Consider the following 1,285-nt stretch of genomic DNA (forward strand, 5'->3'; position numbering starts at 1 on the left):
TTGAAATATTTGAAATATAGTTAGTTATAGAGATTTTCCGGGCGAACGGACTTGAAAACATAGCTTAGCATCAGGTTAATCTGATAGCATATGTTTCAAGATAAATACGTTTTCGCTCAGTTGGTCTCGTTTCTCAACCGGAATAAGTTCAACCGCATTGTTACCAGATACAAAGGCAACAAATATGTGAAGCATTTCAGCTGTTGGAACCAACTTCTTGCCTTGATGTTCGGTCAACTCTCCAATCGCGAAAGTTTAAGGGATTTGATTGTTGCTCTTGATGCCCATCACTCCAAATGCTACCATTTGGGAATGGGTAAGAATGTTTCAAAATCATCTTTGGCAAGAGCCAATCAAGACAGGGACTATCACATTTTTGAAGAGTATGCTTACTATTTGGTAAAGGAAGCCAGGGAGAAGCGTGCCACCAACATCTTCAATCTCGGTGGCAACGTCTACGCTTTTGACTCAACAACGATCGATCTATGCCTTTCCGTGTTTTGGTGGGCGAAGTTCCGTAAGAAAAAAGGAGGTATCAAAGTGCATACATTATATGATGTGGAAACACAGATACCGGCATTCTTTCATATTACCGAAGCTTCGGTTCACGATTCAAGGGCAATGAAAGAAATCCCCTATGAACCGGGCTCTTACTATATATTTGATCGGGCCTACAACAACTTCAAGATGTTATACAGGATCCATCAGATTGGAGCCTATTTCGTTGTCAGGGCAAAGAAGAATCTTCAATATAAAGCCATCAAATGGAAACGCAGGCTGCCCCGGAACGTACTTTCGGACGTAACGGTCGAATTGACCGGCTTTTATCCGAAGCAGTATTATCCCGGGCCTCTCCGTCTGGTCAGGTACTGGGATGAAGAGCAGAAGCGTGAGTTTGTCTTCTTGACCAATGCCGACCATATCCCAGCTCTTCAGGTCGCTGAACTTTATAAGAACCGCTGGCAAGTGGAACTGTTCTTCAAATGGCTGAAGCAGCACCTCAAAATCAAGAAGTTCTGGGGTACTACCGAGAATGCCGTTCGAATCCAGATCTATGCTGCCATATGCACATATTGCCTCGTGGCAATCGTTCAACACGACATGAAACTGGACAGAAGCACATACGAAGTACTCCAAATATTGAGTATCTCACTGACTGATAAAACGAACCTGAAAGAACTCTTTAGCAAAACTAAATTTCAAAATGACAAAGAACGATTTGGACCAAATGGGCCAAGTTTATTTAATTTTTAACAACGTCCCAATTTTAATGGGACACTAGTGA

1 protein-coding gene is annotated in these 1,285 nt (G+C 42.3%); it reads left to right on the forward strand.

The window, feature by feature from the left end; genetic code table 11:
* Window positions 1-90 precede the first annotated feature (90 nt).
* Entirely contained in the window at window positions 91-1,254 is a 1,164-nt protein-coding gene (locus tag DN748_RS18940; protein ID WP_112373402.1) for an IS4 family transposase, read from the forward strand.
* The last annotated feature ends 31 nt before the right edge of the window (window positions 1,255-1,285 follow it).

This window comes from Sinomicrobium soli, from assembly GCF_003285545.1.
Lineage (GTDB): Bacteria > Bacteroidota > Bacteroidia > Flavobacteriales > Flavobacteriaceae > Sinomicrobium.